The 23,496-nt window shown below is 60.0% G+C and carries 24 protein-coding genes; 12 read left to right on the forward strand and 12 right to left on the reverse strand.

What is annotated here, in order from left to right:
• Window positions 1-28: 28 nt before the first annotated feature.
• From nadC to nadA, 3 genes are read right to left on the reverse strand one after another with little or no spacing between them, the layout of a single operon-like run.
• Window positions 29-883 (reverse strand): carboxylating nicotinate-nucleotide diphosphorylase, encoded by an 855-nt coding sequence (gene nadC / locus K3725_RS03420; protein ID WP_260017461.1) that lies wholly within the window; start codon window positions 881-883, stop codon window positions 29-31.
• Window positions 880-2,436, reverse strand: coding sequence for an L-aspartate oxidase (locus K3725_RS03425; protein ID WP_260017462.1), 1,557 nt, complete (start codon window positions 2,434-2,436; stop codon window positions 880-882). Before K3725_RS03425 ends, nadC begins: the two co-directional genes overlap by 4 nt.
• Before the next feature lie 3 nt (window positions 2,437-2,439).
• Window positions 2,440-3,492 carry a quinolinate synthase NadA gene (nadA, locus tag K3725_RS03430; protein ID WP_260017463.1) on the reverse strand — a complete coding sequence of 351 codons (1,053 nt, stop codon included), beginning with the start codon at window positions 3,490-3,492 and terminating at the stop codon, window positions 2,440-2,442.
• Window positions 3,493-3,833: 341 nt separating this feature from the next.
• Between nadA and K3725_RS03435 the strand changes: the two genes are divergently transcribed.
• Genes K3725_RS03435 through K3725_RS03445 form a run of 3 tightly spaced genes read left to right on the forward strand, consistent with a single transcriptional unit; the run spans window position 3,834 to window position 6,048 of the window.
• Complete coding sequence (locus K3725_RS03435; protein WP_260017464.1) at window positions 3,834-4,538, forward strand: ABC transporter permease; 705 nt, start codon at window positions 3,834-3,836, stop codon at window positions 4,536-4,538.
• The gene (locus K3725_RS03440; protein ID WP_260017465.1) at window positions 4,538-5,248 is read left to right on the forward strand and encodes an ATP-binding cassette domain-containing protein; all 711 of its coding nucleotides are present in this window, start codon (window positions 4,538-4,540) and stop codon (window positions 5,246-5,248) included. The genes K3725_RS03435 and K3725_RS03440 overlap by 1 nt, the downstream gene beginning before the upstream one ends.
• Window positions 5,245-6,048: a substrate-binding domain-containing protein gene (locus K3725_RS03445; RefSeq protein WP_260017466.1), complete on the forward strand. Its 804-nt coding sequence runs from the start codon at window positions 5,245-5,247 to the stop codon at window positions 6,046-6,048. The genes K3725_RS03440 and K3725_RS03445 overlap by 4 nt, the downstream gene beginning before the upstream one ends.
• Window positions 6,049-6,121: 73 nt before the next feature.
• Here the strand turns inward: K3725_RS03445 and phnF are convergent, their stop codons facing one another.
• Complete coding sequence (gene phnF, locus K3725_RS03450) at window positions 6,122-6,835, reverse strand: phosphonate metabolism transcriptional regulator PhnF (protein ID WP_260017467.1); 714 nt, start codon at window positions 6,833-6,835, stop codon at window positions 6,122-6,124.
• A gap of 107 nt (window positions 6,836-6,942) precedes the next feature.
• Here phnF and phnG point away from each other — a divergent pair, with 107 nt between their 5' ends.
• The 7 genes from phnG (at window position 6,943) to phnN (ending at window position 12,152) form a co-directional block, all read left to right on the forward strand.
• Window positions 6,943-7,395: a phosphonate C-P lyase system protein PhnG gene (gene phnG, locus K3725_RS03455; protein ID WP_260017468.1), complete on the forward strand. Its 453-nt coding sequence runs from the start codon at window positions 6,943-6,945 to the stop codon at window positions 7,393-7,395.
• Window positions 7,395-7,979 carry a phosphonate C-P lyase system protein PhnH gene (phnH, locus tag K3725_RS03460; RefSeq protein ID WP_260017469.1) on the forward strand — a complete coding sequence of 195 codons (585 nt, stop codon included), beginning with the start codon at window positions 7,395-7,397 and terminating at the stop codon, window positions 7,977-7,979. The genes phnG and phnH overlap by 1 nt, the downstream gene beginning before the upstream one ends.
• Before the next feature lie 3 nt (window positions 7,980-7,982).
• The gene (locus K3725_RS03465; RefSeq protein WP_260017470.1) at window positions 7,983-9,047 is read left to right on the forward strand and encodes a carbon-phosphorus lyase complex subunit PhnI; all 1,065 of its coding nucleotides are present in this window, start codon (window positions 7,983-7,985) and stop codon (window positions 9,045-9,047) included.
• Window positions 9,048-9,270: 223 nt separating this feature from the next.
• Window positions 9,271-10,131: an alpha-D-ribose 1-methylphosphonate 5-phosphate C-P-lyase PhnJ gene (locus K3725_RS03470; protein WP_260017471.1), complete on the forward strand. Its 861-nt coding sequence runs from the start codon at window positions 9,271-9,273 to the stop codon at window positions 10,129-10,131.
• Window positions 10,131-10,901: a phosphonate C-P lyase system protein PhnK gene (gene phnK, locus K3725_RS03475; protein WP_260017472.1), complete on the forward strand. Its 771-nt coding sequence runs from the start codon at window positions 10,131-10,133 to the stop codon at window positions 10,899-10,901. Before K3725_RS03470 ends, phnK begins: the two co-directional genes overlap by 1 nt.
• Window positions 10,902-10,911: 10 nt before the next feature.
• Window positions 10,912-11,595: a phosphonate C-P lyase system protein PhnL gene (gene phnL, locus K3725_RS03480; protein WP_260017473.1), complete on the forward strand. Its 684-nt coding sequence runs from the start codon at window positions 10,912-10,914 to the stop codon at window positions 11,593-11,595.
• Window positions 11,592-12,152, forward strand: coding sequence for a phosphonate metabolism protein/1,5-bisphosphokinase (PRPP-forming) PhnN (gene phnN / locus K3725_RS03485; protein WP_260017474.1), 561 nt, complete (start codon window positions 11,592-11,594; stop codon window positions 12,150-12,152). Before phnL ends, phnN begins: the two co-directional genes overlap by 4 nt.
• Here the strand turns inward: phnN and K3725_RS03490 are convergent.
• Window positions 12,134-12,817, reverse strand: coding sequence for a DUF1045 domain-containing protein (locus tag K3725_RS03490; protein ID WP_260017475.1), 684 nt, complete (start codon window positions 12,815-12,817; stop codon window positions 12,134-12,136). The genes phnN and K3725_RS03490 overlap by 19 nt on opposite strands.
• Before the next feature lie 50 nt (window positions 12,818-12,867).
• On the opposite strand from K3725_RS03490, the gene K3725_RS03495 reads away from it, so the two are divergent.
• Window positions 12,868-14,010: an alpha-D-ribose 1-methylphosphonate 5-triphosphate diphosphatase gene (locus tag K3725_RS03495; protein ID WP_260017476.1), complete on the forward strand. Its 1,143-nt coding sequence runs from the start codon at window positions 12,868-12,870 to the stop codon at window positions 14,008-14,010.
• A gap of 33 nt (window positions 14,011-14,043) precedes the next feature.
• Here the strand turns inward: K3725_RS03495 and K3725_RS03500 are convergent, their stop codons facing one another.
• Genes K3725_RS03500 through K3725_RS03530 form a run of 7 tightly spaced genes read right to left on the reverse strand, consistent with a single transcriptional unit; the run spans window position 14,044 to window position 20,557 of the window.
• Window positions 14,044-14,523, reverse strand: a complete 480-nt coding sequence (locus K3725_RS03500; RefSeq protein ID WP_260017477.1) for a class I SAM-dependent methyltransferase — start codon at window positions 14,521-14,523, stop codon at window positions 14,044-14,046.
• Entirely contained in the window at window positions 14,524-15,282 is a 759-nt protein-coding gene (locus tag K3725_RS03505; RefSeq protein WP_260017478.1) for a polysaccharide deacetylase family protein, read from the reverse strand. It lies immediately after the preceding gene.
• Window positions 15,279-16,415, reverse strand: coding sequence for a glycosyltransferase family protein (locus tag K3725_RS03510; RefSeq protein ID WP_260017479.1), 1,137 nt, complete (start codon window positions 16,413-16,415; stop codon window positions 15,279-15,281). Before K3725_RS03510 ends, K3725_RS03505 begins: the two co-directional genes overlap by 4 nt.
• Complete coding sequence (locus tag K3725_RS03515; RefSeq protein ID WP_260017480.1) at window positions 16,412-16,999, reverse strand: histidine phosphatase family protein; 588 nt, start codon at window positions 16,997-16,999, stop codon at window positions 16,412-16,414. Before K3725_RS03515 ends, K3725_RS03510 begins: the two co-directional genes overlap by 4 nt.
• Entirely contained in the window at window positions 16,996-18,042 is a 1,047-nt protein-coding gene (locus tag K3725_RS03520) for a glycosyltransferase family 4 protein (RefSeq protein ID WP_260017481.1), read from the reverse strand. Before K3725_RS03520 ends, K3725_RS03515 begins: the two co-directional genes overlap by 4 nt.
• A gap of 47 nt (window positions 18,043-18,089) precedes the next feature.
• Window positions 18,090-19,334 carry a glycosyltransferase family 4 protein gene (locus tag K3725_RS03525; RefSeq protein ID WP_260017482.1) on the reverse strand — a complete coding sequence of 415 codons (1,245 nt, stop codon included), beginning with the start codon at window positions 19,332-19,334 and terminating at the stop codon, window positions 18,090-18,092.
• A complete protein-coding gene (locus K3725_RS03530) occupies window positions 19,331-20,557 on the reverse strand; it encodes a glycosyltransferase family protein (RefSeq protein ID WP_260017483.1) in 1,227 nt (408 codons plus the stop codon). Before K3725_RS03530 ends, K3725_RS03525 begins: the two co-directional genes overlap by 4 nt.
• A gap of 394 nt (window positions 20,558-20,951) precedes the next feature.
• On the opposite strand from K3725_RS03530, the gene K3725_RS03535 reads away from it, so the two are divergent.
• A complete protein-coding gene (locus tag K3725_RS03535; protein ID WP_260017484.1) occupies window positions 20,952-23,327 on the forward strand; it encodes a mechanosensitive ion channel family protein in 2,376 nt (791 codons plus the stop codon).
• Window positions 23,328-23,496 lie beyond the last annotated feature (169 nt).

A 23,496-nucleotide genomic window follows, 5' to 3' on the forward strand; every position in this document is an offset into this window, starting at 1 on the left:
GCCAGGGGAAACTCCCGGCCTTCCGGGATCAGAAGTCGAGGCCAAGATCCAGAGTGCGGGCCGAGTGGGTGAGCGCGCCGGAGGAGATATAATCGACCCCAGTGGCTGCCACTTCGGCAATACGCTCGAGCCGCATGTTGCCGGAAGCCTCGGTCACCACATGGCCCTTGGCCATATCGACAGCCTTGATCAGGGTAGGGGTGTCCATATTGTCCAGAAGCACCCCGTCAGCGCCGCCGGTGGCGATGACCTCAGCCAGCTGATCCAGGGTATCGACCTCGATTTCCACCTTCATCATATGGCTGACAGAGGCTTTGGCGGCTTCCAGCACAGCCTTGATGCCGCCAGCAGCGGCGATGTGGTTGTCCTTGATCAGGATTGCGTCCGATAGGCCGAAACGGTGGTTGTAGCCGCCGCCGTGCAGCACTGCCTGTTTCTCGGCAATGCGTAGGCCGGGCGTGGTCTTGCGGGTGCAAGTTATGCGGGTTGCGGTGCCTTTGGTCTCGGCCGCAAAGGCTGCAGTCAGAGTGGCAATGCCGGTCAGGCGGCCTGCAAAGTTCAGCGCCACACGTTCGCCAGACAGGATCGAGGCGGCCGAGCCTTCGATTGTCATCAGGGTGTCGCCCTTTTTGCATGGGCTGCCATCGTGCAGGAGGGTGTTCACCTTCAGCTCGGCATCTACCAGGTGAAAGGCGATGCGGGCGATCTGCATACCCGAGACCACACCGTCCTCCCGCGCGTTCAGCCGGGCAGAGTAGGTGGCGGAAGCGGGGATCACCGCACGAGTGGTTATGTCACCGTTCTGGCCCAGGTCCTCCATCAGCGCAGCGCGAACCATAGGTTCCAGGATCAGGTCGGGCAGGGTGGCGAATTGGGTGCTCATGTCAGTTCCTTAACGGCCTTGGCGCGGATGGCCATGGCCTCCTTCAGGGTAATGCGGGTGCGGTGTGCCAGGGCAGGGTCGGCCTCGGGAAAATCGTCTCTGAAATGGCCGCCGCGGCTTTCCTTGCGACTTAAGGCCGCTGCGGCGATCAGCGTTGCAGTGGCGCACATGTTGACGAAGTTTTCGTCACCAGCCTGCTCAGCTTCAAGGCGGGCAATCTCCGCAAGCGCTTGGCGAAGGCCGCTGGCGGTTCGGCGGACCCCGGCATGGGCGGTCATTGTCACCCGCAAGGACATTACCGCAGTGTTGTCCAGTTCCTTGCCTCCTTCGGGGAAGCTAGGGCGGACCATTTCCATTCCTTCAGAGATTTCCAGCGCAGTCATGTCTTGTGCAGCGTTGCGGGCAAATACCAGCGCCTCAAGCAGCCCGTTGGACGCCAGCCGGTTGGCGCCGTGCAGCCCGGTTGAGGAGGCCTCGCCGCAGACCCAGAGGTTGGAAAGGCTGGTGCGGCCCTGCAGGTCGGCGTCAACACCGCCCATATGGTAGTGAGCGGCGACAGCGACTGGGATAGCTTCTTGCACCGGGTCGATACCAGCGCGGGCACAAGTTTCGGCAACTGTCGGGAAGCGGCGCAGAACTTCAGTGCCAAGAGCCTCGCGGGTGTCGAGCATGGGCCGGCGGCCCGCCTGAGATTCGGCGAAGATGGCGCGGGCCACGATGTCGCGGGGGGCAAGTTCGGCGTCCGGGTGCGCCTTAACCATGAAACGTTCGCCATCGGCATTGATCAGTACTGCGCCCTCGCCGCGCAGGGCTTCGGTTGCCAGCGGCGCGGGGTCCTCGCCGATATCAAAGGCGGTGGGGTGGAATTGCACGAATTCCGGATCCGCAATGCAAGCGCCTGCGCGGGCGGCAAAGCCGATAACTTGCCCGCGGATCCGCGGAGGGTTGGTGGTGTGAGCATAAAGCCCGCCGGATCCGCCTCCCGCAAGCAGGACGCCGGGGCATTTGATCAGCACCGGTCCAGAGGGGGCATCGGCACGGGTAATCCAGATGCCGGTGACAGCATCGCCAGCTGTTTCCAGGCGCTCGGCTTGGGTGTTTTCGAGTACCTGCACAGACGGAGCTGCACGCACGGCGGCGATCAGCGTCTGCATGATCTGATCGCCGGCCTGGTCACCCTTTACTCGTACCACGCGGGCAGCAGAATGGGCAGCCTCGCGGCTCATCACATAGTTGCCCTCCGCATCGCGGTCGAAGGGCGTTCCAAGTTCGGTGAGGTCGATGATGTGCTCGCGCGCCACCCTCGTCACCATGGCAGCGACCTCCGGGTCGACCGTGCCCGCACCTGCCTGAAGAGTGTCGCCTGCATGGGCCTCGGGTGTGTCGTGTTCGGACATAGCCGCCGCGACGCCGCCTTGGGCCCAGGCTGAGCTGGAGCCTTCACCCAATGTTTCGGGAGAGATCACCAGAACCGGCCGCGGTGCCAGCTCAAGCGCGGCGTAAAGTGCGCCCAGACCCGCGCCTGCAATGACGATACGGCCGGTTTCGATCACGGATCAGATGCCCAGCTTTTGTGATAGGTCGATCATACGCTGGACTGCGACTCGGGCTTTTTCGGCGACTTCAGGCTCCACCTCAACTGGCTCGGTCATGGTGTGCAGCGACCACAGGACCTTCTCCAGGGTGATCTTCTTCATGTAGGGACACATGTTGCAGGGGCCGACGAATTCCACCTCGGGCAGATGGTCGGCGATGTTCGAGGCCATCGAGCATTCGGTGATCAGCAGCGCCTTTTCCGGCTTTTCGTCGGTCACGTATTTGACAATGCCGCTGGTGGAGCCGGAGAAGTCGGCTTCGGCCACCACATCCGGCGGGCATTCGGGGTGGGCGATCAGGCGGGTGCCCGGGTTCCATTCGCGGAAGTCGCGCAGATCCTTGGCGGTGTACTGCTCATGCACAATGCAGGAGCCTTCCCACCAGACGATGTTCTTTTCCGGCACCAGATTGGCGATGTTCTGCGCCAGGTACTGGTCCGGGGTCATGATGATGGTGTCTTCTTCCATCGCGGCAACGATCTGCGCGGCGTTGGAGGAGGTGCAGCAGATGTCGGACGCCGCCTTCACCTCGGCGGTGGTGTTCACATAGGTGACCACCGGCGCGCCCGGATAGCGGCGGCGCATTTCCGCGACACCTTCGGCGGTGATGCTTTCTGCCAGCGAGCAGCCTGCCTCCATATCCGGGATCAGCACGGTTTTGTCCGGGCTGAGGATCTTGGAGGTCTCGGCCATGAAGTGCACGCCGCATTGCACGATCACATCGGCCTCGACCTTGGTCGCCTCGATCGCCAGCTGCAGGCTGTCGCCGACCACGTCGGAAATGCCATGGTAGATCTCGGGCGTCATGTAGTTGTGCGCCAGGATCACCGCATTACGCTGTTTCTTCAACTCCAGGATCGCCGCAACATAAGGGGCATGGGTCACCCATTCGACAGGGTTCACAACGCGGTCCATGCGAGCGTAGACGTCCGCCATTTGTTCGGCCAGAGCCGGGTTGGGAGCCAGGTCATAGTGGTTGGCGAGCTGATCCCGCATGGATTGCAGGTCGAACATGGCGTATCCTCAAGGTTGCGTCAGGGATGACACTTTGGGCGGGGGTTGTTTCATGTTCATATCATCCGCGCAAGCGCGTGTGAGCGGAAACGGAGCCAAAAGCGGTGATTTGGCGCTAACAGGCGGCACAGTTTTGCGTGCTCTTCCCGGATGAAGCCGCAGGAGGCGGAGTATTCTGTCCGCGGTCTGCGGCGGTCGGTCATGATATGGTGGTCAAAGTGACCTTTTTCCAGTGGTTTGCCGTTTTTGGCTGTCCCGGCGTCCTCTCCTGTGATTTGGAACCGTAGGAAGCCATGTTAGTACGGGCTGATATTTGACCCTTGGGAGAGTGACCGGGCGCGATGAATGATCTGTGGGCAGGACTGAGCCAGGCCTTTTGGCTGCTGGTGACGCTCGACTCGGATCTGGTGGAGATCACATTGCGGTCGCTGCGGGTCACATTGACAGCGCTGGCGATCGCTTGCGCCATCGCGCTGCCGCTTGCGGCATTTCTGGCGGTGCGCCGGTTCCGGATGCGCCGGGCTACGATTGCAGTGCTGAATGCGCTGATGGGCCTGCCTCCAGTTGTGGTCGGGCTGGTGGTCTATGTATTTCTGTCCAGGGCCGGACCGTTTGGTGTTTTTGGCCTGCTGTTCACGCCCACAGCCATGATCATCGCGCAGGTGATCATCGTGGTGCCGCTCGTGGCCTCGGTTGCGCACCAGAGCTTGCGAGAGTTGTGGAGCGACTACCACGACCTGCTGATATCGATGAACGCTACCCAGTTCCAGCGCATCCAGGCGCTGTTGTGGGATGGGCGCAGGGCGCTGCTGACTGCGGCCCTGGCCGGCTTTGGCCGCGCGATCGGCGAAGTAGGCGCGATCATGGTTGTTGGCGGCAATATCGACCACGCAACGCGGGTGCTGACCACGGCGATTGCGCTGGAAACCGGAAAGGGTGAGTTTGCAATGGCACTGGGCCTGGGCTTCGTTCTGATTGCGCTGGCGATTGCGGTCAACCTGGCGATCCACTGGCTTGGCCGCACTGAGAGCGAGGGGCGCTGGTGATGCAGATGTTCCCGCTAAAGGCCAAGGCTGCCCAGGTGCGCCGCCGCGGCAAGGTGTTGGTCGGCCCGGTTGACCTGACGCTGGGCGGGCAGGGCACCTCGATCATCATTGGTCCGAACGGCGCAGGTAAGACCACGCTGCTTAAGATGCTGCATGGTATTGTGCGTATGAATGGCGGTAGCCTGGAATGGGCCTGCCCGCTGGAGGAGGCGCAGAAGAAACAGGCCTTTGTGTTTCAGGCCCCAGTGATGCTACGGCGTTCGGTGATTGAAAACATCGCTTATCCGCTGCGGCTGACGGGCAAAAGCCGGAGCCAGGCCCGCTCGCGGGCTGCGGACTGGGCTGCCCGTGTCGGCTTGGGTGAAACTCTGGAGCGTCAGGCCACCATGCTGTCAGGGGGAGAACGGCAGAAGCTGGCGCTGGCCCGTGCGCTGGTGTGCGAGCCGCAAGTGCTGTTTCTGGATGAACCCTGTGCGGCGCTGGACGGCAGGGCCACGCGCGAGATCGAGGAAATTCTGGCACATGCCGCCGGCAGCGGAACCCGTCTGATCATGTCCACCCACAACATGGGCCAGGCTCGGAGGCTGGCGGATGAAGTTATTTTTGTCCTGCAGGGCCGCATCCACGAATTCAAACCGGCGGTGAAGTTCTTCGCTGGGCCGGAAACCGCGCAAGCGCGCGCGTTTTTGAATGGAGATATTGTAGAATGAAACCTTTGATTTTAAGTGCTGTTGCCTCTTTGGTATGGGCCGCGGCGGCGCTGGCGGAAGAGATGAAGATGGCGGTGACCACCTCTTTCCACAATTCCGGGCTGGCAGAGATTCTTCTGCCGGAAATCAAGAAGGACCTAGGGCTGGATGTGCAATTGCTGGTCGTCGGCACCGGCCAGGCGATCCGCTTGGGAGAGGCGGGCGACGTCGACGCGATCCTGGTGCATTCAAAGAAGGCCGAGGAGAAGTTCTTGCAGGGCGGCAACGGCACCCACCGCCGCGAGATTATGTACAACGATTTTGTTTTCATCGGGCCCGAAGACGATGCAGCAGGGATCGCTGGCGCCGGAAATGCAGCTGGAGCATTGCAAAGGATTGCCGGGACGGAGGCAGCTTTTGTCAGCCGCGGCGACGACAGCGGCACCCACAAGAAGGAACTGAGCCTCTGGAAGGCCGCAGGGCTGGACCCCGAAGGTTTTGGTGAGTGGTACCGTGCTGTTGGCGCAGGCATGGGTGCTGCGCTAAATACCGCTGCGGGTATGGACGCTTACATCATGTCGGACCGCGCCAGCTGGCTGAACTTTGGCAACAAGGGCGATCTGAAGCTGCTGTTTGCTGGTGATCCGGTGCTGTTCAACCAGTATGCCTATATCCCGGTGAACCCGGAGAAGCATGGCCATGTGAAGAATGGCCTAGTAATGCAGCTGGAGGAATGGCTGGTTTCGGACAAGGCCAAGGAACTTATCAACGCTTACCAGATTAATGGCGAAACGCTGTTTGTCTTTAACGCTCAGCAGTGACCTGATCTGATCTGGATAAGTGGAGCCCCTGCCTTTGGCGGGAGCTTTTTCTTAGTGCCGCAGGAAAGCGTCCTCAGCTTTCGCTGCTTACGGTAAGTGTCACCCTGTCGCCGGCGAACCAAGTTCGGCCGAACTCAACGGGCCGCCCCTGCGGATCCGCATTGACACCCGTCGTGCGCAGGATCGGGCTGCCTTCGGCGATCTTGAGGTGCAGCGCCTGGGTAGCCGTGGCCAGCTTGGCGGTGATCCGGGTCTCGATCCGGGTGTAATCCTCAACTCCGAACTTCTGAAGCGCTGCTGTGACCGAACGCTGTTCCTGAAGGGCTTCGAGAATGCCGGGAAAGCGGTCTGCAGGGAAGATGCTTTGGAACAGGGCGATGGGCTGGCCGTCCGCGAGTGATAACCCGTCATAGACATGCACCTCTGCGCCCGGGTCCAGTTGCAGCGTCTTGGCCTCGCGCGCAGATGCTGCGCGGGTTTCCAGCGTCAGGATCTGCTTGGCAGGGCTACGGCCTTCGCGTGTCAGGTTCTGGTGGAACCGCACCCGCCTGCTGATCGGGTAATCCGTTGGTCTGGAAGCTACAAAAACTCCGGCACCGCGGCGCGAATGGACCAATCCCTGTTCCGCCAGTTCCGACAATGCCCGGCGAACAGTATGCCGGTTCACCCCGAAACGAGCCGAAAGCTGTACTTCGGCGGGCAGCTTGCCGCCGGTTTCATACCGGCCCTGCGCGATGTCGTCGGTCAGGGCGATAGCAATGGACTTCCAAATGGGAGTGCGGGCCATGTCACTGAACTTTCACAAATCTGGGATTGCACCGGAGAAGGGGAATTGGGTAGAATTTGTATAGTTGTATAGATATTGTGGACAACTTTGCCAAGAGGCTTAGACAAATGAACACCAATTTTCCTGCAGAGGATCGCAAAGGCTGGATGAGCCTTCTGGCCTCCGCTGAAGAAGTCCGGCTGACTGAGCTGTGGCAAGATTTCGGGTTGGACCCGGATTGTGAGTTCCTCCGCGCTCCCGAAGTTGGCGGAATCATGGTTCGCGGCCGAATGGGCAGTACTGGTGCCCCTTTTAATTTGGGCGAAATGACCGTCACCCGATGCGCTCTTTCGCTGGCGGACGGTACGGTTGGCCATAGCTATGTGCAGGGCCGCTGCAAGGCGAAGGCGGAGATTGCAGCCAAGATAGATGCGCTGATGCAGACGGGTGCTGCTGAAGCCTTGAATGAGGCTGTGCTGATGCCGCTGGCGCAAGCGCGGCAGGCGCAGAAGGCGGCCCGCGCGTCCAAGGCTGCAGCAACAAAGGTTGAGTTTTTCACGATGGTGCGGGGAGATGATTGATGGATCAGCAATCCCGTAGCACAGTTTTCTCAGGCGGTTTTGGCAATCCGCAGGTCGCCGCCGCGCATGCTTTCCGAGCGGCGATGAATGCAATGGCCCGCCCCGGTCAGGTGCAGGAAATTTCAGGGGCAACGCCTCCAGAAGGGGTTTCAGTGGCTGCAGGCAGCCTTTTGCTGACCCTTTGCGACCCGGAAACCGGCGTGTATCTGGCGCCTGATGTGGACAGCGAGGCCCTGCGTGGCTGGCTGGCCTTTCACACCGGCGCGCCGGTCGTTGACGCAGGGCAGGCGGATTTTGCTTTGGGCGGGTGGCAGCACTTGCAGCCGCTCAGCCGCTTTCGCATAGGGACGGTAGAGTATCCTGACCGCTCGGCCACGCTGATTGTCGAAATGCACAGCCTGGATGTGGCGAATGCGGCGCTAAGCGGTCCGGGGATCAAAGAAATGGCTCGCATGCAGGTGCCCGAACTTGCCGCGCTTCAAGCTAACGCAGCCTTGTTTCCGCTGGGACTGGACTTCTTCTTCACTTTTGGATCGCAGGTTTCGGCCTTGCCGCGGTCCACCCAAGTCATAGCGGAGGCCTAAGCGATGTATGTTGCAGTTAAAGGCGGCGAGCGCGCCATCGAAAACGCCCATGCCTGGCTTGCCGAAGAACGCCGGGGTGACACCAATGTTGCGGAGCTTTCTCTTGCGCAGATCCGCGAGCAGCTAAGCCTTGCGGTAAACAGGGTGATGGCTGAAGGGTCTTTGTATGATCCCGATCTTGCCGCCCTGGCAATCAAACAGGCGCGAGGTGATCTGATCGAGGCCATTTTCCTGGTCCGCGCCTATCGCACTACTTTGCCGCGGTTCGGTTCCTCAAGGCCTGTAAAAACCAGCGAGATGGCCTGCGACCGGCGGATTTCGGCGACGTTCAAGGATGCGCCGGGCGGCCAGGTGCTGGGGCCAACATTCGACTACACCCACCGTTTGCTGGATTTCAAACTTGCCGCCGAAGGCGACGTTCCCGAAGCCCCGGCTGCCGAGCCGCGGATGGAAACCACGCCGCACATCACAGCCTTTCTGCAGGGGGAGGACATTATCGAGCGTGAGGCGTTTTCGGACGAGGTGCCGGGCGATCTGACACGCGAACCGATGGCCTTTCCCGCGGGCAGGGCAGTGCGTCTGCAATCGCTGACCCGTGGCGACGAGGGGTTTATCCTCGGCATGGCTTACTCCACTCAACGCGGATATGCGCGCAACCATGCCTTTGTCGGAGAGCTGCGCATCGGCACCGTTCCGGTGGAAATGGAGATCCCGGAGTTGGGTTTTGCCATTGAAATAGGAGAGGTGGAGCTGACCGAGTGCGAGACGGTGAACCAGTTCAAGGGTTCCAAAACGGTGCCGCCGCAGTTCACCCGCGGCTATGGCCTGGTCTTTGGCCAGTCCGAGCGCAAATCGATCGCCATGGCACTGGTCGACCGGGCGCTGCGTTGGGAAGAGTTAGGTGAGGACAATCTGGGGGCACCTGCGCAGGATGAGGAGTTTGTCCTGAGCCACTCAGACAATATTCAAGCTACGGGATTTCTGGAGCACATCAAGCTGCCGCACTACGTGGATTTTCAGTCTGAGCTGGAACTTGTCCGCAAGCTGCGACGCGAGGCAGTGGAATGACTTCAGTCGCCCCCGCCTCCGACGCAGTCACCGCCATCGAAGCCATCACTCCGGCGGATGACTTCGTCACCTCCACCTGGAATCGCGCCTGTAGCGGCGCTGGTTGGGAGCCTTCGGAGCTTTTTCTTCGAAGGCCAGGCAACCACAACGGCGATCACCGCGAAAACCAAGAGTGGCCAATAGTCACTCATCATATGTCTCCATGTGAGAGGGGGGCTACCCAATGAGCACCAGCTACAACTTCGCATATCTCGACGAGCAGACCAAGCGGATGATCCGCCGGGCAATCCTGAAAGGGTTGGCGGTGCCGGGCTATCAAGTGCCCTTTGCCAGCCGCGAGATGCCGATGCCTTATGGCTGGGGCACCGGCGGCGTGCAGGTCTCAGCCGCCACGCTGACCCCGGACGACACGCTCAAAGTGATCGACCAGGGGGCCGATGACACCACCAACGCGGTTTCAATCCGCAAATTTTTTGAAAAGACGGCAGGCATTGCAACCACTGAGGAAACCGCGAAGGCCAGCGTTATCCAGACCCGTCATAGGATCCCTGAGGCAGAACTGACCGAGGATCAGATTCTAGTCTACCAAGTGCCGATCCCGGAGCCGCTGCGCTTCCTGGAGCCGCGGGAAACCGAAACCCGTAAGATGCATGCGCTTGAGGAGTACGGGCTGATGCATGTGAAGTTGTATGAGGATATCAGCCAGCACGGGGCCATCGCCACCGCCTATGCCTATCCGGTCAAGGTGGAGGGGCGCTATGTAATGGATCCTTCACCGATCCCCAAATTCGACAATCCCAAAATGGAAATGGCAGCAATCCAGCTGTTCGGCGCGGGCCGCGAGCAACGTATTTATGCGCTGCCGCCCTATACCCGGGTCGTCTCTCTGGACTTTGAGGATTATCCGTTTGAGGCCAGCAAGGCTGATCATCCTTGTGATCTCTGCGGGGCAGTGGACAGCTACCTGGACGAGGTCATTCTGGATGATGCAGGCAGCCGGATGTTTGTTTGCTCGGATACTGATTACTGCCGGTCGCGGCGTGAAGCGGGCCATTCCGGCCGTCTGGGTGAGGAGGCCGTGTGATGACACCTTTGCTGCAAGTGAAAAACGTCAAGAAACTTTATGGCGCACGGATCGGCTGCACGGATGTGACATTTGATTTGTACCCAGGCGAAGTCATGGGAATTGTGGGCGAAAGCGGGTCGGGAAAATCGACGCTGCTGAACAGCCTGGCAGGACATTTGGTCCCGGATTTCGGCGAAGTAATCTTTGACACACGCGCGGACGGGCCAGTGGATACAGTAACCATGTCCGAAGCGGAGCGGCGGATGCTGTCGCGAACAGACTGGGCCTTTGTCCACCAGCACGCCCGCGACGGTTTGCGGATGTCGGTTTCGGCTGGTGGCAATATTGGCGAGCGGCTGATGGCAGTGGGCGACCGCCATTACGGCGCAATCCGGGAACGGGCAGCTGACTGGCTTGGTCGGGTCGAGATCAGCGAAAACCGGATTGATGATCGCCCTTCCGCATTCTCTGGCGGCATGCAGCAACGTCTGCAGATTGCCCGCAACCTCGTCACCGGCCCGCGGCTGGTTTTCATGGACGAACCAACTGGCGGGCTGGATGTCTCTGTCCAGGCGCGCCTCCTCGACCTCTTGCGCGGGCTGGTGCGGGAAATGGGGCTGAGCGCCATTATCGTCACCCATGACCTGGCCGTGGTGCGGTTGCTGGCAGACCGGCTGATGGTGATGAAAGATGGCCGTGTGGTGGAAACCGGGCTGACCGACCAAGTACTGGACGATCCCCAGCACAGTTATACCCAACTGCTGGTTTCCAGCGTGCTGCAAGTCTGAGGGCAGGATCATGATTGAACTGAACAACGTAAGCAAGAGCTTCATCTTGCACAACCAGGGCAGCGCAGTGATCCCGGTGATGCAAAATGCAACACTGTGTGTGAAACCCGGAGAATGTGTCGGGCTGACTGGAGTATCCGGTGCGGGCAAATCCACGCTGATGCGTGTGATCTATGGCAACTATCTAGCCGCCTCTGGCAGCGTCGTGGTTGGTGGTGTCGATGTGGCCAACGCCGAGCCGCGCGAAATCCTGGCCTTGCGCCGCGAAACCCTGGGATATGTCAGCCAGTTCTTGCGTGTCGTTCCGCGAGTGCCGACTCTGGATGTCGTAGCAGAGCCCTTGCTGGCGGTTGGAGCTCCCGTGGGCCAAGCTCGTGACAAGGCAGCCTCATTGCTGGCACAGCTTAACATCCCGGAACGGCTTTGGGGCCTTAGCCCAACGACCTTTTCCGGCGGCGAACAGCAGCGGGTGAATATCGCCCGAGGCTTTGCTTTCGATTATCCTGCGATGCTGCTGGATGAGCCAACGGCCAGCCTTGATGCGCAAAACCGGGCTACTGTTCTGGGCCTGATCAAGGCCGCCAAGGCACGGGGGGCGGCCATTATAGGCATTTTCCATGATGAAGCTGCGCGCGAAACGGTATGCGACCGGTTCGTGGACGTCTCCGGCTTTTCACCGAAGGCCATGGCATGAGCAAGGGGGCTTCAAAAGGTCCGGTCATAGCAGTGGTCGGACCGTCAGGTGTCGGAAAGGACAGTCTCATGTCCGCTCTGGCAGTCTCAGTCCCGCAACTGCGCGTGTTGCGCCGGGTGATCACGCGAGCACCCGAAGCCGGAGGCGAGGACTATCAGGCAGTATCAGAAGCGGAGTTCTCTGCCCTCGCCGGAGCTGGTGTCTTTTCTCTGCACTGGCAGGCGCATGGCCTCCACTACGGTATCCCCCGTGACATCGAAGACCTGCGTGAAGGAGCAGCTGGTGTACTGGTAAACTTGTCCCGCGCCGTGTTGCTGGAGGCGCAGGAAAAGTTCGGCCATTTCATCGTGCTTTCGGTGACTGCACGCCCGCAGGTGCTGGCCGCGCGCCTTGCTGCTCGCAGAAGAGAGAGCGAAGAGGAAGTGCAGAGGCGTTTGGCTCGCGCGATGAAGCCGCTGCCTGCAGGCTTGCGCCGGGTTCATCAGATCGACAACAGCGGGACGCTGAGTGCCGCGGTGAACGCTGCGCTGGCCGTTGTTCAGCCGGAGAGCGCATAGCGATGGATGAGGTGAAACCTGCCATCCGGCGCTTCGCCCGTCAGCGCGATATCTCCGATCACAAGAGGCGCAGGCAGAAGTGGGATCAGGCGTTTGTTCAGTGCGGCCTCCACTGCGGGCAGTTCTGGTTTGGGCAGCTTTCCTGTCAGCGTAATATGAAAACGGAACTGGCTGAGAACATACGGGTAGCCCCAGCGCATGAGGTTCTCCTCCTGCTCCGGCGCCAGGCCAGCGGCACGGCGGCGGTCCAGATCTGCCGTGGACAGCGGCGCTCGAAACCTGTCGAGTTCAGTCACGCAGTTTGCTGCGAGCGTGTTCACGGACGACTGGTCACCGGTAGGACGCAATGCGAGGAAACGGCCAAGGCGTGCCAAGTGAAGGCCGTCAAAGCTGACAGGCTTCTGAGAAGCCGCAAAGGCTTCACAGGCGATTTCAAGCGCAGCCTGTGTCTGACCTTCGGCCAGGCGCATCGGCGGCTTCAACGTCGCGTGAAGCCCGTATTTTCGCGGCACTTCCGTGATCGCGTCAATGTCCAGCCCTGCCATGTCCGGATGCGGCAGGCGCTTGCCCGTCTTGATATCCCATCCAAGCCAGCTGGCTGCAAACCGGCTCCATTCCGCATCGGCGGGCGGAGCGTAATAGATCGCGTATCGCGTGAATGTCACATTGGCCTCCTAAACGTGGCCTTCCATAGCTTGAAAGATGTGAAGTCCAGATGACAGAAGAGATGATCCTTGCCAATGCTGCTCTGGTACTTCCGGGCGAAGTCCGGACCGGCAGTGTGAAAGTTACAGGTGGTGTGATAGCAGACATCTCCGACGGAGCATCGGTCCCGGCGGGCGCTATGGATTGCCAAGGGGATTTTGTTAGCCCTGGCCTGGTGGAACTGCACACGGACAACTTGGAACGCCATATACAGCCGCGCCCGAAGGTGGACTGGCCGCTTGCCAGTGCCATTATTGCTCATGACGCGGAGCTGGCGGGGACCGGCATCACCACGGTGTTTGACGCTATGCGCGTTGGATCAATAAGCCGCCGGGAAAGCCGTTATGGCGCATATGCCCGGCAGCTGGCTTCTGAGCTTCTGGAGTTGCGCGCTGCCAACGCGCTGAAGATCTCGCACTTCCTGCACCTTCGGGCAGAGATATGCACTGATACACTGGTGGAAGAACTGAATGCCTTCGGAGAAGAAGACCGGGTCAGGCTGGTCTCTCTCATGGATCACACGCCGGGCCAGCGACAGTTTCGCGACCTCGCCAAGCTGGAGCAGTATGTAAAAGGCAAACACGGGTTTGACGATGCAGCCTTTCAGTCGCATGTGGCGCATCTGATGGAGCTGCAGGAAACTTATGGCGCGTTGCACGAAGCGGAGGCTGTCGCGGCGGCCAAGCGGTTTGGCGCGGTGCTGGCAAGCCACGATGATACAACAGCGGCACAGGTGGCGGTTTCCGCCGGCCATGGGATCCGGCTTGCTGAATTTCCAACGACGGTTGAGGCTGCGCAGGCGTGCCGGGTGCAAGGCATCAAGGTGATGATGGGTGCACCGAACTTGATCCGCGGCGGATCGCATTCAGGCAACGTTGCTGCGCATGAATTGGCGAACCTGGAATTGCTGGACATTCTTTCGTCCGATTATGTGCCTGCCGCGCTGCTAATGTCTGCGGTCAAATTGGGCGAGCTATGGGGTGATTTGGCACGTGGGTTGGGCACAGTCACGCATGCTCCTGCTGCCGCAGTCGGACTTGATGACCGGGGGCGGCTGGAAACAGGCAAACGTGCTGACCTGATCAGGTTCAGCATGCAGGCGGGAGCGCCTGCTATACGTGGTGTCTGGACCCGAGGGCTGCGGGTGGCGTAGATGCTGTGAGCCGGAGCCCCGCGAAGTCAGTGTTCAGCCAGCCCGGTAAAACATATAGCGCCCGGCAGGGATGCCGTCGGGGCCGCTCAACTGTTCAAAGCCCGTCAGCGGCTGGCCGGAAACGATAATCCCGCCAGGGACCATGACTTGACCAATCACAGGCGAGAGTGCGGCAGCTTCGGCAACGTCCTTTTCCTTGACACCAAAGCCGAAGTCATAGTGTGCGAGAGCAATCTTGTGACCGCCTGCCGCAAGCTGCTCCAGCATCGGTCTGGCTTCGCCCTGAAGAAAGTCCTCTTCCGGTGGGACGCAAGACGGATGGCATTGCAGGATCCGGTCAATCACCCAGATCCGGCGGTCACTCATGATTTTGCGCAAGTGGTCATAGGTGCGCCCGTTGCCGAGCCCCATATCCAGAACATCGCCTTGGACCGGATTTATCAGTTCCGCGGCCCAGTTCAATCCGTCGCGCTGGGCGGTCAGACGACGCAGCATGGAATCGAGACGGCTCATTCAGGACATCCTTTCATCATAGATCCAAGCCTCGCCCGGGCCGTGAAGCAGGCGCTTTGCGAGCGCACCGATGAAAGACCAAGTTGCCTCATCATGGACCAGATGGTGGGTGAGGAGCCCATAGGGTTCCGCATTGTCGGCATCTCCCATGCGGCGGTCGCGCAGCTGGCGGGCCACCTGTGTGGTCAACCGATCAACTGGCAGCAAGCCGCGGCGGCCTTTCCAGTCGACCGGATCCAGATGAGTGTTCACCCGCAACAGGCCGGAAGCGGGTTTGGCAGCCTTGCGGGGGGTGAATGTTGATACAGCTGTATAACCGGCTCCTGCCAGCCAAGTCAGCATTTCCGCAGAAATCCGGTTCCACGGCGGAACAAACATTGGGCGCAAGCAGCCGCCAAACAAGTTTTGCATCGCCGCCAAGCCGCGCTCGGCATCATCCAGCAGTTCTTCCAGAGGGCGGTGCGCACCGAACTCGGCCTTTTTTTCTCCAGCCGGTGCATGGTTCTGGTGGGCCCAACCGTGGACGACCGGGACGAGTGTTGGATGCTCTGCGATGAAACGGGCCAGATCCGGTGTCGCGCCTTGTGGAACCACGGCCAAATGCACCGGCAGGTCGAGGTGATCCGAAAGCGCTGCCAGCCGTTCCAGTTCAGAAGAATGGGACATTGCATCATCGTCCCGCCACCACAGGGGCAGCCTCAGCCCTGCCTGCTGCCAGTGGTCCAGTTCCCGGTCCAGCTCGCTCCAATCCGGTGTCATTCGCGCCCTCCCGCAAGTTCAGCGGCAATCTCCACGGTCCGGGCTGCCCCGTCAAACCTGAAACCGCCTGCGAGCCGCGGCGGTGCTTGCATTGCCGCCTTGACTGCTGCGCATAGCGATTCAGGAGAAAGGTTTGCAGTTTCAAGAACCTCTATGCCCTTCAGTGGTGCGAGACTGGCCGCGCGCAGGCCCTGTTCTGTTTCGTTTCCAGCGTCGAAGGGCACTAGAACAGCAGGCGTGCCGACTTGCAAAATATCCAATGCAGTATTGTAGCCGCACATGCTGACTGAAGCCGCGGCGTGGGAAAGCATCTGGCGGAAGTCATGACGGGCAGGCTCCAGCAGAGCGGGGGACCTGGCCGTGGAAAACTCTGCAATGCGAACGTCGGCATCCGAGCCGCCAACGAGCAATCGCCACGGCGTGCCGGGCATCAGCCTAGCGGCCTCTAGGGCGCAGCGATAGAGCGGTGTCCCCACGCTGCCGCCCCCAGCGCTCACCAGCACTTCGCCAGCGCCTGCCTGATCCGGGTGGGGGCCAGCGGTGGCTGGGGCCACATAACCCGTGTAACGCAGCTTGGCTGCCAGCATTTTAGAGACCGGCCAGCTCGCGTTGAGCCGTGTGGCTGCGGGGTCGGAATGAACCAGCACAGCATCAAAGTATTTAGCGATCACTGCGTCGGCCTTTGCCGCTTTCTCCGGTTTTGACGGAGGGGAGAGGATGTCGCGGATAGAAGACAGGATCACCGGCCGCCGAGGCAGTGTTTTGGCAGTTTCAAGCAGAGCTTGGAATTCCCTTCGCAGGGAGCGTCGGCCAAAAGGGTAAAGCTCTGTGATCAGCACGTCGGGTTGCAAGTTCCGCAGTGCAGTGCAAATGGCTGTCTGACGTTGTAACAAATATGCTTCATCAGCCAGCGTGTTGTTTTCTGCCAGGAGGCGGGTGAAGTCCACCCCGTCGGAGCGCAACGGAGGCAGCTGAAGCAACTCAACCCCGTCAGTTGTGAGCTGCAGTGCCGGGAAACCGCCTGAGGCGACCTGCACCCGGTGGCCCGCTTCGATGAAAGCCCGGGCCAGTGTGATAGCCCTGGACAAGTGGCCGGTACCCAGCAGATGTGTGACGGCAATCAAAACTTTCATGAGGATGCCTTGCTAAGCAGCCGAACCGGGTCTGGCCAGGGACGAAGGTCTCGACCGATAACCTCGATTACAAACAGGCGGTTCCGTTTGATGCGGAATGGGGCGGGGCCATCGAAATTCCAGCCGTGCGCCCGTGCCAGGATCATTCGCATGATACCGATATGGCAAACAGCAACAGCATCCTGTTTCAGTGCGTAAAGCCAAGGTTCGATTCTGGACCAGACTTCCGCCGGGCTCTCTCCTCCAGGCGGACGGTAATTCCAGCCCCATTCTTCGATATCGCGAAAGACGCTGCCCGGAGCAGCTTTTAGATCCAAACCACGGAGCCCTTCCCAATCCCCCCAGTTCATCTCGATGAGTTCAGACGCTGTTCGTGGTTTGTGTCCGGTGACGAGCAGGGCCGTTTCCGCTGCACGTGCCAGTGGACTGGACCAAAGCTCTGCCTGCCGCCAATCCTCTGGCAAGGTGTGGCTGCCCAGCTCTGTCCGGGCCGCATCGTCCAGCGGTATGTCACTGCGGCCTTGGATGCGGCCGGCGCGGTTCCAGGCGGTATGCCCGTGGCGCAATAGAGCAAGCCGTATCATGCGGAGAGGTCCATCAGCGGCAAAACAGTCTTCCAAAATGTCCGGGCGGCGGCGGGAGCAAGGTGGTTGGTTGAAATATAGTCGCGGGCATCCTTGGCAGTTTCTGAACGCAGCTCGGGGTTTGCAAGCAGCTGGGTGGCAAAGGATGCGAGAGCTTGTGCGCCTGCTTCCGGAGCCGGGTAGGCCTTGGGCAGCAATACATCCCGCACGCCGGGACGGTCCTGAGCGGCAACTGGCAGCCCATGGGCTTGGGCCTCCAGATACACCATGCCAAAGGCTTCATTGACACCGGGCCACAGAAACAAGCTCGCCTGTGCATAGGCCGCGGCCAATTCCGTGCGGGAGAGTTGGCCCAGGTAGCGGACCCTTTCTGAGAAGGGGGCCATCAGAATCTCAACCTCAGCCCGGGCCGGGCCGTCGCCTGCAATATCCAGATGCCAATCACCGGGCAGGTGGGCAAGTGTTTCTGCAATGATACCATATGAAGCCAGTTTGTCGCCCCGGCGCATCATGCCCGCTGCCAGAATGGGTCCGTCCAGGGAAGACGGGGCCGGTAGCCCGTTAAGTGGAAGGAAGGGGGGCAGGCAAGTGATGATCTGGTGCCCGTGCCGGTCACGATCCAGCGCAAACCGGTCCTGTTCGGTGAAATAAAAGATTGCATCTGCGGCATCAGCCGCCGCATGGGCCGCTTTGGCGAACTCGGCCCAGGGGCTGGTCAAACGCTTTTGGGCGCGTGTGGATTCGATCTGCACATACGGGATGCCCCGGGCGCGCGCCATCACCGGGCCAATCAGGTCAGGGGCTTTGTAGTAGTTGTGATACGTGACCCAGAGGTCAGCTTCAGGCATTTCTTCAATCAAACGGCGGATTTCGCCTTCCGCATTTGCGCGCAGAGCAGATTGCTGCTCCCTGTCGCCGTGTTTGTCATAGATCCGAAGGTCCGATGCAAGCTGCACCTTTGCGCCGTTGGATTTAAACAGAGCCATCAGATTGCGTGCAATCTCGCGATCGCCGGAGGGAACACGATGGTGCGGCGGCTTCATCGGCGCGTAGAAGGCAACCCGCTTTCCGGATCCCGGCATCATCGAGGTCAGCCGTTCTGCAGCATAGAGTTCAGCCGTTTCGAAAGCTGGGCAATTCCAGGATCCATCCCGAAATCGCTGCGCAAACGGGCCAAAGCGGACTGGGCCATTTCTGCCAGTTTCTGTGGGTGCCGCGCAGCAGAGAGCAGACTCTCTGCCAGCGCCTCAGGGCTGTCTGCGCTCAAAAGCCCGTGGATCCCATGGTCTATGAACTCCGGGATCGCTGAAACAGGGGTCGACAGGATCGGCAGAGCCTGCGAAGCCGCCTCCATCAGCACGTTCGGGAGCCCGTCCCGGTCACCGTCGGCTGCCACCCGGCTGGGCAGTACGAACAGGTCAGATGAACGCATTGCCTCAATCACTTCTGGCTGGTCGCAGGCACCGCGCCAGGTGATACGATCGGCAATGCCTGCATCTTCAGCCATACCTTGCAAAAGGTCACCCAGCCCGCCGCCACCGATATGAGTCCAGTGCCAGTCAAGGCCTGCCGGCAGCAAAGCCAGTGCGGCAATCAGGCGGTCGAACCCCTTTTTTTCCACCAAGCGGCCTACAGACATGAAGCGCATGGGGTCTTGAGGCCGGCGCGGCCTGCGCGCAGGCGGTGCTGGAAAACGGGTCAGGTCCAGCCCGTGATAGACCAAATCAATACGATCAGGTGTATCCGCCAATTCCTGCAGATGCTTGGCGCCGAAGCCAGTGCATGTGGCACCAAATTCAGCGCCGTGATGGGCTGCGGAGAGCTTCTCCTGGATTTCCCACTCTGGTGAGGTCCAGATGTCCTTGGCATGGGCAGAAAAGCTCCACGGAAGGTCCCGCATGATTGCTGCGTAGCGAGCCACTGATGATGGGGTGTGCAGGAAATGCGCGTAGAGGCCTAGTACCTCCTCCGGCATCTCTGCCGCCAAAACACAAGCCTGGCCAAAACGGCGTATACGGTTAGGCGTCGCGTCACGGCGCAAGTCCGCACGCCAAATGCGGTAGGCCTCGAAGTATCCAGGCAACTGCTGAGCAATTTCGCGTGCGCGCCAGACCCGGACCGGTTCTTCATGCAGATACTCAGGCAGGTAATTTACACGCGCCTTCAGCTGTGCATGCAAGGGATGGCTCTTGATGTCCGTGGGATGGCGCAATGACCATATCTCAAAAGCATGGCCAGCGGCCTCGAGGGCAACCAGTTCTTGCGCGATAAAGGTCTCGGACAGGCGCGGCCAGCCCTTTACCACCACTGCAAGGGGCGGGCGGGCAGTGTTCATTCGGCGGCCTCTTTGCGGGTTTCCTGAAGCAGCGCTGTAACGCGCTGGGTCACATAATCGAGACCGTCCAGCAGACCTTCGGAACCAGCGGCAGAGGGTGGCGGCTGGGTAGCCAGTGCTCGGATTGCCTTGGCCAGTGCTGGCGCGGTCCAGCCATCCCGAAACTCATCCAGCATGGTTGTCAGGCCGATCTCTTCTGCCCGGCTGGCGCGTATCCATTGCTCCAGCCTAGGGGTGGTGCGAGGCACGATAACTGCAGGCTTGTCAAAAGACAGAACCTCGCAAAACGTGTTGTACCCCCCCATGCAGACCACGCCCTGAGCGCCGGCAAACAAAGTCTCAATTTGAGATTCAAAGCCAACGGCGGTGACGCGGCCATTCAGCCGGGCGACGCGCTCCTCAAAATCCTGCCGGGTTTCGCCGGACAGAAAGGGGCCATAGACCAGAACCGCACGCGGCGAGAGGCACGGGTCGGCTTCATATGCCGACAACACCAGATCCACCATCATCTCGCCGTCGCCACCACCGCCTGGCGTTACCAGCAGGTAAGGCTGCTCGGGCGGTTCTCCGACCTGACCAAGATCGCGGCGCAGGTAGCCAGTCCAGTGCATACGGGCTTGCATCTCTGCAGTGAATGGCAGTCCGGCGGTTGGATCATACACAGATTGAGGGCCGTAAACCCAGATTTCATCGTAGAAATCACGGGTTGCTTCGACCGCGTGCTTGCGTTCCCATTCTGCGGCCAGCACTTCCGGCTCATCCAGCACATCCCGCAAGCCGAGCACCATCTTGCAGTTCCCCTGCGATTTCAGAAGGTCCAGGGCTGGCATCAGCTCGCCGCGAAAACCGGTAGGCTCCTTGTCGGCGACCAGCACGTCAGGATCGTATTGCTCAACGGTTGAGCGGATCAAAGCTGCCCGCAGCTCGGCTGTTTCCTCGATACTCATACCCATGGTACGCGAAGCGTAGGACCCATCTGAGCGCTTGATCACACCAGGCAGGCGCACATGATCGACCCGGGAAGGGAAGGAGAACCGGCCTGCAACCGGAGAGCCGGTAAGGATCAGCGCCGAAGCGTTGGAGTTGGCCGCCGTAATCGCCCCGGCAAGCGCGCGCGACCGGCGCAGATGACCTAGCCCGAACGTATCGTGGCTATAGAACATGATCCTGGGACCACGTTTGCAGGTTTCTGCCTGAGAGCGGGGGATGGCTGTGTCCGTCATTCAACTACCTGGGAGGATTTTCGGACCAAGGCTGGCAGCGGGATGGCCGTGGCGGCAGAGTGAGCGCGCCAGCCCATGCGGCCGCTTGTGTCAGGGCGCGTGCTCTTGTGCTCGGCCATCTTCCGCCTCAGTTTGCGCCTTCGGTGCCCATTTGCGGCAAGAGCGCGGTCAGTATTTGCTTTAGCCGCGTCGAGTCCCGGAAAGGCTTATCTGGGGCCGCGGCGTTGCGGCTTTCTGCCCATGGGCAGATATCTGAATTTGTATAGCCCGGAGCTGCGGAGCATGCAATCGTGCGGCATTGTTGCAAAGCGCACGGTGATTTGCGCGCGCGCCATTTGCGCAACGCTTCGGGAGATGGTTAATTTGGCTTAAGTTTCCAGAAGGATAGCGGGTCATGCAGCAATATATCTTTCGGGCCCTGCTCTGTCTGTTGCTGGGGATCGGGCTGACAGCTCACGCCAGCGCGCAGGAAAGTGACGCTGGAAGTGCAGAGGCACTGTCCCGGGCGATTGAGCAAGCGGCCGAAAGCGGCGTCAATGTTCTGGTCGTTGACAGCAGCGGACGGTTGCTGAATGTGCCGCCGGAGGACGGGCCGCCAGCGGATCATTCTGCGCCGGGAGCGATGGAACAGCCGTCGGCTTTGATGAAGGCGCAGTCCAGAGTTGCAGCGTTTCGGGCAGAATTGAACAGCAGGCTGGAAGCACTGCCGTATTCAGTCTTCGAAATGCAGTACATCTTGCGCCAAACCAGCCCGGACGGGCGCATCATGACCTATGTAGAGGTGCTGGGCTGGAGTGTGCTGTTCCTTCTGATCGGACGCTGGCTATCAGTGGAGATCTACGGCAAGCGGTTTGCAAAGAGGTTTGTGGTCTCGCGGATCCGAAAGACCCCGGAAGGGTATCAGGAGAAAATGCCGTTTCTGGTGTTCCGTTTTCTCACAGGAATTGGGGCCACAGTTTTTGCGATGATTTTTGCTGCGCTGACCTCGTATCTGATTTTTGGCTCATCCGGTGATCCGTCCATCGAGTTTACCGTTACTGCAATCTACACAGCTTATTTCCTGGCTCGCACCGTGTCGGATCTGTGGCGGATGGTTTTGTCGCCATTTCTGGCGCAATACCGTATCCCGGTGTTTTCCGACCGGGATGCCAAGCGGCTTTATATTTGGGCCTCTTTGCTGGCAACCTACGATGTTTCTTCAACACTGTTTGCAACCTGGGTTGGAGACTTCGGTCTCAACTATAACGTTTATGCGCTGGTCTACGGCGTCCTGGCATTGGTGGCGACGCTGGGCAATCTTCTGATGGTGCTGGTAAACGGCCGGGCCATTTCCAATGCTATCCGCGCTGGCCGCCTGCCGGAGGAGTGCTCATGGCTGGTGCGGGTTCTGGCATTTGCCTGGGCTCCTGTACTGATGATCTACATGGTCTTTGGCTGGCTAAAACTGGCGTTTGACCTCGTTCTTGAGCATGAAGTCTCAATACCGCTGATGGCTGGAAGTTATTTCGTTCTGACGACGATCCTAGTGGTCTACGGGGCAATCAACTATGTCATTGAAAGGTATTTCCGCCGGAGAGTTGTTTCTGCGCCCGCAGCTGAGGAAAGTGCCGCGCAGGACGCAAGGGGAGTTCCTTCTGAGAGCGAAAATGCGCAGGCGGACGGTACGGCGGCGGAATGGGACGATGAAGCAGAAGTTCCGCTGAAGCCAAGACATCCGATCGCCACTTACGAGGACCTCGCTCGCAGAGTGGCAGGCATCCTCGCCTTTGTCGTCGGGGCTTATTCGCTGGTAATTGTCTGGAACCCGGACGCCAGCTGGCTCAGGACCACTGCTGCCGAACGTGTGGTGGATGTGACTGTCATCCTGTTTATCGGTTACATCGTCTACCACCTTTTCCGGATTTGGATCGACAGCAAGATTGATGAGGAAGTGGGTGACGTTTCAGAGTCGGAGCTGGGCGATGAAGGTGGAGCTGGCGGCGCCAGCCGCCTGGCGACTCTGCTGCCCCTGTTCCGCGGCGCAATTTTGGCAGTGGTTTTGGTGTCAATTGTCCTGATCTTGCTGCTGGAGCTTGGAATCAATGTCAGCCCGCTGTTCGCCGGAGCTGGCGTCGTAGGTTTGGCAGTGGGTTTTGGCTCGCAGACGCTTGTGCGGGACATTTTCTCCGGGGCGTTCTTCCTGATTGATGATGCTTTCCGCAAAGGCGAATACATCGACATCGGAGATGTGAAGGGCACTGTCGAAAAGATCTCTGTCCGTTCTTTCCAATTGCGCCATCATCTGGGAGCACTGCACACCATTCCTTTTGGGGAGATCAAGGTTCTGACCAACTACTCCCGGGATTGGGTGATGATGAAGCTGCCCCTGCGGGTAACCTATGACACTGATGTGGAAAAAGTCAGGAAGCTCATCAAGAAGCTGGGACAAAGACTGATGGATGATCCTGTTGTTGGTCATACGTTTATCCAGCCGTTGAAGTCGCAAGGGGTGATCGAAATGCAGGACTCCGCAATGATCATCCGGGTAAAGTTCATGACCAAGCCGGGTGACCAGTGGATCGTGCGCAAGCGGGTATACCAAGAGATCCGTGAGCTGTTTGCAATCGAAGGCGTCAAGTTTGCGCATCGCGAAGTGACGGTACGCCTTGCCCCGGATCAGGCGGATGAGGTGACACCAAAACAGAAGGAGGCCGCTCTGGGGGCGGTTCAGGCTGCGATTGATGAAGACCTGCTTGAGGATATGGGCGGCCCTGGTGGGGATGACCGTTGACTATCTCCCAACTGGCAGCTGCATGGTCACCTGCTGTACAGATGGCACGTTCGGCTTGCGAGCGGGTGCAAGGTTGCGCTTTCGTGTGTGAAAAGCGTGGAAAAGGATTGGGTGGACGAACCTGTGAAGCCTGTGTGCGCCTTCTATTTCGGGAACCCCTCTGCATCGT

Origin of the sequence: Leisingera sp. S132 (assembly GCF_025144465.1) — a bacterium.
Taxonomy (GTDB): domain Bacteria; phylum Pseudomonadota; class Alphaproteobacteria; order Rhodobacterales; family Rhodobacteraceae; genus Leisingera.

Coding starts and splice junctions, on each gene's coding strand:
- K3725_RS03525 (WP_260017482.1), bottom strand. CDS start 19,334: ATGAACACTGCCCGCCCGCCCCTTGCAGTGGTGGTAAAGGGCTGGCCG.
- K3725_RS03520 (WP_260017481.1), bottom strand. CDS start 18,042: ATGAAGCCGCCGCACCATCGTGTTCCCTCCGGCGATCGCGAGATTGCA.
- K3725_RS03515 (WP_260017480.1), bottom strand. CDS start 16,999: ATGATACGGCTTGCTCTATTGCGCCACGGGCATACCGCCTGGAACCGC.
- nadA (WP_260017463.1), bottom strand. CDS start 3,492: ATGTTCGACCTGCAATCCATGCGGGATCAGCTCGCCAACCACTATGAC.
- phnK (WP_260017472.1), top strand. CDS start 10,131: ATGACACCTTTGCTGCAAGTGAAAAACGTCAAGAAACTTTATGGCGCA.
- K3725_RS03510 (WP_260017479.1), bottom strand. CDS start 16,415: ATGAAAGTTTTGATTGCCGTCACACATCTGCTGGGTACCGGCCACTTG.
- K3725_RS03535 (WP_260017484.1), top strand. CDS start 20,952: ATGCAGCAATATATCTTTCGGGCCCTGCTCTGTCTGTTGCTGGGGATC.
- phnG (WP_260017468.1), top strand. CDS start 6,943: ATGAACACCAATTTTCCTGCAGAGGATCGCAAAGGCTGGATGAGCCTT.
- nadC (WP_260017461.1), bottom strand. CDS start 883: ATGAGCACCCAATTCGCCACCCTGCCCGACCTGATCCTGGAACCTATG.
- phnN (WP_260017474.1), top strand. CDS start 11,592: ATGAGCAAGGGGGCTTCAAAAGGTCCGGTCATAGCAGTGGTCGGACCG.
- phnF (WP_260017467.1), bottom strand. CDS start 6,835: ATGGCCCGCACTCCCATTTGGAAGTCCATTGCTATCGCCCTGACCGAC.
- phnH (WP_260017469.1), top strand. CDS start 7,395: ATGGATCAGCAATCCCGTAGCACAGTTTTCTCAGGCGGTTTTGGCAAT.
- K3725_RS03495 (WP_260017476.1), top strand. CDS start 12,868: ATGACAGAAGAGATGATCCTTGCCAATGCTGCTCTGGTACTTCCGGGC.
- K3725_RS03505 (WP_260017478.1), bottom strand. CDS start 15,282: ATGACACCGGATTGGAGCGAGCTGGACCGGGAACTGGACCACTGGCAG.
- K3725_RS03435 (WP_260017464.1), top strand. CDS start 3,834: ATGAATGATCTGTGGGCAGGACTGAGCCAGGCCTTTTGGCTGCTGGTG.
- K3725_RS03470 (WP_260017471.1), top strand. CDS start 9,271: ATGAGCACCAGCTACAACTTCGCATATCTCGACGAGCAGACCAAGCGG.
- K3725_RS03445 (WP_260017466.1), top strand. CDS start 5,245: ATGAAACCTTTGATTTTAAGTGCTGTTGCCTCTTTGGTATGGGCCGCG.
- K3725_RS03465 (WP_260017470.1), top strand. CDS start 7,983: ATGTATGTTGCAGTTAAAGGCGGCGAGCGCGCCATCGAAAACGCCCAT.
- K3725_RS03440 (WP_260017465.1), top strand. CDS start 4,538: ATGCAGATGTTCCCGCTAAAGGCCAAGGCTGCCCAGGTGCGCCGCCGC.
- K3725_RS03500 (WP_260017477.1), bottom strand. CDS start 14,523: ATGAGCCGTCTCGATTCCATGCTGCGTCGTCTGACCGCCCAGCGCGAC.
- K3725_RS03530 (WP_260017483.1), bottom strand. CDS start 20,557: ATGACGGACACAGCCATCCCCCGCTCTCAGGCAGAAACCTGCAAACGT.
- phnL (WP_260017473.1), top strand. CDS start 10,912: ATGATTGAACTGAACAACGTAAGCAAGAGCTTCATCTTGCACAACCAG.